The organism is Streptomyces sp. NPDC003379, assembly GCF_053589195.1.
On record NZ_JBSFRK010000103.1, the window covers coordinates 1 to 8,065 of the forward strand.

At 67.8% G+C, this 8,065-nt stretch carries 5 protein-coding genes and 2 pseudogenes; 3 read left to right on the forward strand and 4 right to left on the reverse strand.

Translation table 11 applies throughout. The features are described 5' to 3' along the window. Positions 1-3,097, reverse strand: a pseudogene (locus ACWDVB_RS39825) (RICIN domain-containing protein); the annotation flags it as partial. 474 nt (positions 3,098-3,571) lie between these two features. After that, a complete protein-coding gene (locus ACWDVB_RS39830) occupies positions 3,572-3,871 on the reverse strand; it encodes a hypothetical protein (protein ID WP_451612053.1) in 300 nt (99 codons plus the stop codon). A 116-nt stretch (positions 3,872-3,987) separates the two neighbouring features. Here ACWDVB_RS39830 and ACWDVB_RS39835 point away from each other — a divergent pair, with 116 nt between their 5' ends. Beyond that, positions 3,988-4,290: a hypothetical protein gene (locus tag ACWDVB_RS39835; RefSeq protein ID WP_451519941.1), complete on the forward strand. Its 303-nt coding sequence runs from the start codon at positions 3,988-3,990 to the stop codon at positions 4,288-4,290. Positions 4,291-4,779: 489 nt separating this feature from the next. Here the strand turns inward: ACWDVB_RS39835 and ACWDVB_RS39840 are convergent, their stop codons facing one another. Both ACWDVB_RS39840 and ACWDVB_RS39845 read right to left on the reverse strand, forming a co-directional pair. Beyond that, positions 4,780-5,736 (reverse strand): hypothetical protein, encoded by a 957-nt coding sequence (locus ACWDVB_RS39840; protein WP_451519940.1) that lies wholly within the window; start codon positions 5,734-5,736, stop codon positions 4,780-4,782. A 1-nt stretch (position 5,737) separates the two neighbouring features. Beyond that, on the reverse strand, positions 5,738-6,349 hold the full coding sequence (locus tag ACWDVB_RS39845) for a TetR family transcriptional regulator (RefSeq protein WP_451519939.1): 612 nt from the start codon (positions 6,347-6,349) through the stop codon (positions 5,738-5,740). Positions 6,350-6,427: 78 nt separating this feature from the next. On the opposite strand from ACWDVB_RS39845, the pseudogene ACWDVB_RS39850 reads away from it, so the two are divergent. Together ACWDVB_RS39850 and ACWDVB_RS39855 are read left to right on the forward strand one after the other, a co-directional pair. Continuing rightward, positions 6,428-6,919, forward strand: a pseudogene (locus ACWDVB_RS39850) (transposase); the annotation flags it as partial. 404 nt (positions 6,920-7,323) lie between these two features. Beyond that, the gene (locus tag ACWDVB_RS39855; protein WP_451519938.1) at positions 7,324-7,986 is read left to right on the forward strand and encodes a hypothetical protein; all 663 of its coding nucleotides are present in this window, start codon (positions 7,324-7,326) and stop codon (positions 7,984-7,986) included. Positions 7,987-8,065 lie beyond the last annotated feature (79 nt).

Here is an 8,065-nt window from a genome sequence, read left to right on the forward strand (position 1 = left end):
GAGCGCGCCGAACGCCCCCCGCCAGCTCGCTTGACGTATTCAGCCAGCAGTTGCTTCGCGCCGCTCTCCATGCCGGGGAGGTATGGGACCGACCAGGTGACCGGTGTGCCCTCTTTGAGAGCGGCGGCCAGTTCGGAGGCGCAACTCCCACAGGGTGAGCGCTCAGTGTAGAGAGCGGTGATCTGCTTGGGGTCGAATCCCTTTGCCTTCAGCTTGTCCAGGATCTCTGTCTCCGAGTGACCGGAAAACTTGCTGTTCGCGACCACGAGGTCTCCGGTCTTAGGGTCGTTCCACCCCGGCACCTTGGCGACGGCGACATTGTGCTGCGCTCCGAAGTAGCCGTTTTCGGTCCTGTAGTGGTAGGCCATGCGGCTCAGCTCGTCGCTGTTGTAGCGGATCAGGCCACCGCATCCCTCACCGGGCACGGATGCCGGTGCGGTCAGGAGCCTACGGGTCGTCCTCTTGGTGCAGAACTTGGCAAACTCGTCCAGTGCCCGGTACCCGATGCGGGCGACGACGTCGTCGGCCAGACCGACCGTACGCAGCGCCTTGAAGGCGTCGGTGATGCCGATGCCGGTCCTGACTGCGGCGTCCAACGACCTGACAGCGTCGGCGATGGGCCGGAGAATCTTGCCCGCGAACAAGGTTGCGACATCCACGGCCGCCCAGGCGCAACCGCCCAAGCTCCCCTTCTCACCACCGGGGAGGATCTTCTGGACGCATCTGATCCAGCTCCCGAAGAGGATGTCGATCGGGTCGACGCCCTTCTGGTACTCCGCGATCGTGATGTTGTGTGTGACCTCGGTGGACAGTGCCTTGGTCGAGTGCTCTCCCAGATACACCGTCGAATCGGCGGGGCAGCCCCACTTCATCGCGTCCACGCCTTCGGCGGTGCAGAGGAACAGGTCGAGGTCGGCCTTGTATCCGATTTTCCCGGTGATCGTGCAGTCGCCGTCGTAGAAGAGCTGGTCCCACCAGCCGTCGCAGCCCTCCGTCTTCTTCAGGACCTTCATGTCGCCGACTTTTTCTACGCGGTTGATGACGTAGAACATGCCGCCGATGGATACGCCAGCTTCATCCGGGACCGTTCCGGTCTCGATCTGCTTGTTGGCCTCCTTGCGCTGTGCGGAGTCCGAGGCTTCCTGAGCTTCTTGGGCGTACTTCTCCGCGTCCTTGGCGTACTGCTCGGCCTCGGTCGCCGCCTCGTCGGCACGGTCGGCCGCGGCGCGCGCGTCCTTCGCGTCCTGTTCGGCGGCGTCCGCCGCGTCCCTGGCCGCTTGTGCGTCGAGGGCGGCTTCGTCGGCGGAATCGCGGGCGTCCTTGGCATAACCTTCGGCCCGGCCTGCCGCCTTGTCGGCCGCCTCGGCGTCCGCGGTGGCCTGCCTGCCGTACTCGACCGTGCGGGCCAGGGACTGCGCGGCCTTCGTGGCTGCCTTAGCGGCGGCCGCCGAGTGGCCGAGGGCTTCCTTGGCGTAGCCGCGCGCGGTGGCCGCGTAGCCGGCGGCGTTGGCGGCGTGCTGGTAGGCCGCCTTCGTGTCGTCCTGTGCCTTGTCGGCGATGACCTTGGCGGCCTTGGCCTCCTCATCGGCGTTCTTGGCGTGGGCGTCGGCGACGGCCTGCTGCTGTTCGGCGATCGTCTTCGAGCCCTGCCCCGTCAGCACCACCAGGGAAGCGGCGCTGTCGGTGTCGATGTAGGGCGAGCCGATCTGGATCGCGTCATTGGCCGGCTTGGCCACCTGCACGGCGGCGTTTCCGGCGTCGACGGCGGCCCCGGCGGTGACGTGCGCGTACCCGGCGGCCTTCACCGACGCGGTTCGGGCCTTGGCGGCCTGCTTGTTCGCCTCGTCCGCATGGGACTTGGCGGTCTTGGCGAGCTGCTCGGCCTTGTCGGCCGCCGCGCGGGCGTCGTCGGCCGCGTCTCCCGCGTCCAGTGACCGGGCGTGGGCCTGCTTGGCGTCCGCCTTGACGCGGGCGGTGTCGGCCTTCTGCTCGGCGTCCCACGCGTCGTCGCGCAGGTCGCGCGCCTTGTCGCTGGACTTCTTGGCGTCGTCTCTCTTCGACTGGGCGGTGGCCTCGGCTCCTTCCGCGTCCTCCTTGGCCTTCTTCGCCGTGGCCGCGTGGCCCTCCGCCTTTGTCCTGTGCTCCTTGGCCTCGGCCTGTTTGGCGGCGGCGGTCTCCTTCTCCGCCTTGGCCGTCTTCTCCTCGGCCTCGGCGGCGAGCCGCTTGGCGTGCGCGTCCGCCGCGGCGACCTTCGCCTCCCCTTCGGCCTTCTCGGTCTCGGCGAGCTTGGCCTCGGCGGTCTCCCTGTCCTCCTTGGCGTTGTCCCGGTGGAGCTTCGCCGCGTCCCGGGCGGCCTTGGCCTGCAGCTCCGCGATATGTGCGGCTTCCCTGCGGAACTCCGTCTTCGTCTGCGCCGTCTGGGCCAGCGCACGCTGCGCGATGGTCTGGCTGTCGCCGCCCGAGGCACGGGTGGCGGCTTCGGCGGTCTCGCCGGCCTTGACCATGGCGTCGAGCGCGGCGACCGCTCCGTGGGTGACCTGGGCCTTCTGCTGACCGACGAGGAGACCGCGGCCGCGCGGGGCGCCTGCTGCGTCCGCGACCTGGTAGGCGGCCTGTTCGGCGGTGTCGGAACCGCCGCGGCCTTCTTCGCCTTGACGGCCTGCGCCTTGAGGAACTCAAGGTGCACCCTGGCCTGGGCACGCGCCTTGGCCATGCCCGCGGCGGCCTGGTTGAACTGGGCCTTCGGCGGCACGTCTCCCGCGTAACCCGACGGCTTGACGTCGAACTGCTGCGGGCCGGAGCCGTCGCACGCGCCCAACTGCGCGTTGTGACCGTTGTCGTACTTGGGCAGGCCCAGGCACTTGCCCGTCCCGACGTTCTTCAGCGCCGTGGTGGCGTTCAGGTTGTATTCCCACGTCTGCGCCGGGCCGCTGTTGCACGTCCAGATCTGGATCACCGTGCCGTTGGCCGCGTTGTTGTTCTCGACGTCGAGGCACTTGCTGGAGTTGGCGTTCTGCAGGTGCAGTCCGGCATCGTCGCCGTAGACCAGCCACTTCTGCGCCGCGCTGCCGTTGCAGGTGTAGATCTGCACCGGGGTGCCGTTGGTCTTCCCGGAACCCTGCACGTCGAGGCACTTGCCCCGCGCGGCGTGCACCTCGATGACCGTCGGCTTGTCACCGACCGTTCCGGCTCCTCCGGGGGACCAGTAGTCCTGCCAGCGGGCCAGGCGATCCGCCGTCCACGAGTAGCCGATGAGCTTGCTGAGCGTCTTGGAACCCTCGGTCAGCGCGTTCGTGGCGTCCTTGTTCGCGTTCAGGATCTGGTTGCGCTGGACCGCCTGGGAGGCGATCTCCTGCTGCCACTCCTGCGTCGCGGTGTCCGAGACCCCGCCGAGGACCTGGCTGGGGTCGAGCGCGTCGCGCCACGCGCACGTGGCGAACCGGCTCTTCATGTCCTCGACCGCGATGCGGAACTCCGCTGTGCCCGGCTCCGGCGCCAGCCGGGGAAAGCCTTCCGGAGGCCAGGAAGAGACGGGCGTCGTCCGCGCCCATCGGCGCCAGCACCCTGTCGGTCAGGTGCTCGAACGCCTCCTGTTCGGCATAGGACGATCACGCTCGTCCCGCGGCAGGCCGGGGTCCGGGTCCTGCTTGTAGAGCGGGGTGCCGAGCTCCTTGACCGCCTTGACGGTCGTCTTGTCGGCCGACGGGGTGGTGTCCTCGTAGAAGTCGGCGTCGTCCTGCCAGAACCGGTCACTGATCCACTTCGTCAGACCGGTCTGGGAGTCGAAGGGCTCTCCGTCGTTCCCGGAGGTTCCCGGCGGCCAGTGGAAGCCGGTCTCGGAGAACCCCGCCGGTGTGGTGAGGCCTTCCAAGGGCTCCTTCCACGTCCCACGTCCCACGTCCCACGGGCGGCGTACAGGGCCTCGCCCTGCTTGTCGTAGTCCTTGTGGTCGGTGGCGTAGGCCGTCGCGAGCGGGGTGTTCTCCCCGTGTTCCCGGTTGGCCAGCGCGTGCAGCCGGTCGGGGTCCTGATCGAGGCCGCTCTGCGCGACGCCCGCCATGGCGGGCCCGCCGAGGCGCAGCACTTCGGTCATCAGACACTGGTCCTGCCGCAGTTGCTCGGCGGCGGTGTCCTGGCTCCAGTCGTACGGTCTGTCGTCGGTGGCGGCCGCACCCGCTCCGGCGAGCCGGTTCAGCAGATCCGGATGGACGGCGAGCGTGAGCAGCACCGCCACGGCGGTGAGGAGCAGGACCGTCCGGGCGAGGAACCCGGACTTTCCCGGTCTTGGTAACAGGAAACCTGGCGACCTGGAGCGCATGAGTGCGTCCCCCCGTCATGAGGAACGCGGCCGGGAGTCATCCGTGAGGTGGTCCCGGCGTCGGTCGTCGCTGGTCCCCTCCCGCAGCGGCACTGGACCCCGGCCGCTGAGTGAAAGTTTCGTGACGGAATGGTGGAGGTCCGTCAGCACGGCGATCACCGTAGGTCCGGGCCAGGCGGCGAACAAGGGTCCAGTTCCGTACGGCTCGAAAGCGCCTAACGGGACTTACGGTGCGGCGGGTGCAACTCGCTCGTGGTGAAAGGGAGTTACTTATGCGTTTCCCGTGAAGAAGTGGGCGGCCTTCGTTCCAGAACGACTGAAAGCCAAGATCGGCGCCGAGCGAGGCAGGCGGGACTTTCGATACAGGCCCTAGTGCCGCATCGGGGAACCTTTGCCTCCTGGTCGCTGTGGCTGAGTGCCTCATCTGGCGGGAGAGAGCCTGCGACGTTCCGGAACATAACGTCAGTCGGATCGGAGGTTCGGCCGTTGATGTCTGGTGCTCATGGCGTGGAAGACCCTTTTCGGCTCCCAGCGGGTCTCGTCGAGCAGACGCACGACGCCGTAGGAGGCGATGTCGCGGTCGCGGGGCTTGTCGTAGTTGGCGAAGGAGAACCACAGCGCGGTGTCGACGCCTTCCTCCTCGAAGATGTCGAGTAGCTCGTTGAGGTAGCGCACTTGCTCGTCCTCGTCCGGCGTCGCTCTGTGCGGTGGTTGCCAGGCCATACCGCCCAGGTCGCCCGCACCGCGGTAGGCACAGGTTCCGTACTCGGTGATGACTACGGGCTTGCCGTGGGAGAAGAACTCGCGCAGGTGGGTGCGGAAGGTGTCGGCGTTCTGCGCAGTTCGGTAGGCGTCGACGCCCACCAGGTCGAACGGGGCCCAGTCGACAGGCTCCCAGGGGCCGGAGGCGTAGGTGACCTTCCCGCCGAAGTGGGCGCGGACGGTCGTCGTGGCCTGGGCGAGAAACGCGTTGAGGCGTTCAGGGACCGGTCCGAGGGAGGTCCACCAGTGGATGTCGGCGGTGGCCATGGCTTTGAGACGGTCGAGGTAGGTGTCCCCGGGGAGGAAACCGTGAGCGAAGGCGCTGAGTTCGCAGCCGGTGACGAGCACCACCTGCGCGCCGCCTTGCCGCAGGGCTTCGGCGCGCTGGGCGCAGTCGGCGAAGAACGACAGGATCTGTCCTGGGGGAAGGTCGGCCGGGAAGGGGGAGAACCACACCTCGAGGCCGACTGCGGCTGCGTGCCGGGCTGCGGTGCTCAGTCGCTCGGCGTCGCCGCCGGAGATGCGTACGACGTCGCAGTTCAGGGTCTCGGCGATCACGGTCATGTCGTGCCGGACTCCGGCCGGGTCGAAGGTCCTTCTGGTGAGACGTTGGCCAGGGAAGGTTCCGGTGTCGTAGTTGATGCCTCGCGCGCGCACGTCAGCGCCCTTCTGTGTAGTTGAGTCCGTGTTCCAGCAGGTCGAAGGCCAGCTCGACGTCCCGTGACAGCGCGCGGCCGGCGTCCTGGGCAGAGGCGCCGCCCAGCAGCAGCTGGAAGTGCGTCTCCTGAAGGGTGAGCAAGGATGCGGCGATCTGAGCGGCCATGAGCGCGGCTGTCGTGGGGCCGTACTCGTCGGCCAGGACTTGCGCCAATGCCTCGCGTTGCTGGTAGAGGAAACCGTTGGCTGCGTTCTGCAGAGTCGGGCTGTCCTGGATCACGCGCACGCGGACGAGAAGCGCGTCAAGGTCCGCCCCCGCTGGTACCTGCCCGGCGGCGAACGCGCGATGGTGCGCTCGCAGCGCCCCCAGGAACGTCTGGTCGGCCGGCCGTCGGGCGACGATCCCGGCCAGGTCGTCACCGCCCACGCCATGAAGGGCGAGTGATTCCTTAGTCGGGAAGTACGCGAAGAGGGTCGCCTTGGCCACCTCGGCGGCCTCGGCGATCTCGTTGACCGTCACTGCGTCGAAACCGCGCTCGGTGAACATCTGCAATGCCACTGCGGCGATCCGCTGCCTGGTCTGTTCCTTCTTGCGCTCGCGAAGCCCTGCCATGCGCCCACGATAACCATACTCGGTTCAAAAATGAACTCAGTCTGGTTAGTGAGGCTGCCTCGTGAGGAGAAGGCCACAGAACGGCTGCGTGAGGCATTCCGGCGCCCCCACATGCGGCAACTACCGCTGGTAGAAGATGAGATGGGCCGCCAGACGATCACGCTGGTGCGGAAATTGGAGGCCGCGTGCACCAGCGCCGACGACCTCGCACAGGCCGCAGACGACCAATCCCGATTCACCGACGCCCGGGGCCTAAAAGCCTTCGGCGGGGCAGCAACGGTCACTCGGGCGTCCGGCAAGAAAGTGGCGGTCATGGCCCGCCGCGTCAAGAACCAGCGCCTGGCCGCCGTCGGCTACGTCTGGGCCTTCGCCTCACTGACGGCCTCACCCGGCGCCCGCGCCCACTACGACCGGCGCAGAGAGGTCGGCGACCGGCACACCGCCGCCCAGAGGAACCTCTTCAACCGCATGCTCGGATGCCTCCACCACTGCCTCACCCGCCGCACCGATTACAACGAGGCAATCGCCTTCCTCGCCCCCACGACACCCGACGTTACTGAGGCCGCTTGACAGATCAACCGCATCGGATGTCTGGCGCAACAGGCACGCCACCGACCAACGCCTGCGCGCATTAGTCGACAGGGCGAACGTTGCCTGATGCGGCACTAGCTAGGCCGCTTCCTTCGAATCAACGCCCTGAGTCGTGTTCGACGCCGAACTCGTAGATCGTCGATAGCGGCACCAGAGCCGAGCCCTCTGATGCCGCCTCGATGGCAGACCATGCGGTGATCTATGGGGCACTGTTACATGATCTGCTGATAACCGTTATGACGGCTGAACTAGGTTGATTCCGTACTCGCCACACGGCACGGGTGGCGAGGGTGAACAGGACAACTCCCGGCTCGGCGCCGCCCGACTAGCGGAGCCGTGCCGTGCGTGCGAACAGATCCATGACCGTGAAGGGGAACCACGTTATGCGTACCAGCACCCACCGCCGCAGCGCCCTGCGTACCGCCGCCGTTTCGGTCCTCGCCGGTACGGCGCTCCTGGCCCCGGCCGCGGCCGCGCTGGCGAGCACGCCCGCCGCGGAGCGGCCCACTGTGGTGCGGAGCGTCGCCGCCAAGCCCGTGAAGATTGACATCGGTGCCGGCGTCACCCTCAGCGTCAAGGACGGCAAGCCGTACTACAACGGCAAGGCCCTCAAGCCGGGTCAGACGGTCAACGACGGGATCTACCTGCATCTGAGCGCCGACGGCAAGCGCCTGTACAGCAAGACGCAGGGCGGCGGCACGCCGTACGCCATCTGGGACGTCGCGACCGGCAAGAGCCTCGGTACCCAGAAGAACAGCCCCACCGCCGCGGTGAAGCCCTCGCTGACCGCCAAGCCCTCGACGGCCTCCGTGAAGGCCTGGCAGGAGCTGCGCGTCAGTGGCAAGGCCACCGGCATCAGGGAGGGCACCAAGGTCGGCCTGCAGCAGAAGCAGCGCGGCACGTGGAAGACGCTGCCCGCCTCCACGACCGTCAACAAGTCCGGCGCGTACAGCCTGGGCGTCAAGCTCGGCCTCAAGGGCAAGAACGAGTTGCGGATGAAGAGCGGCTCTACCGTGTCGCCCGTCTTCGCGGTGACGGTTCGCTGACACCGCCGCGACAGGTGCACGACGTCCGGGTGCCCGTCAACCCCTAGGGGTGGCCTTGCCACTGTCGCGCAGCTCCTGC

What these genes read in the sequence shown, in the direction of transcription:
- ACWDVB_RS39845 (WP_451519939.1), bottom strand. Translation starts at nt 6,349, where the DNA reads ATGGCAGGGCTTCGCGAGCGCAAGAAGGAACAGACCAGGCAGCGGATC.
- ACWDVB_RS39855 (WP_451519938.1), top strand. Translation starts at nt 7,324, where the DNA reads ATGCGTACCAGCACCCACCGCCGCAGCGCCCTGCGTACCGCCGCCGTT.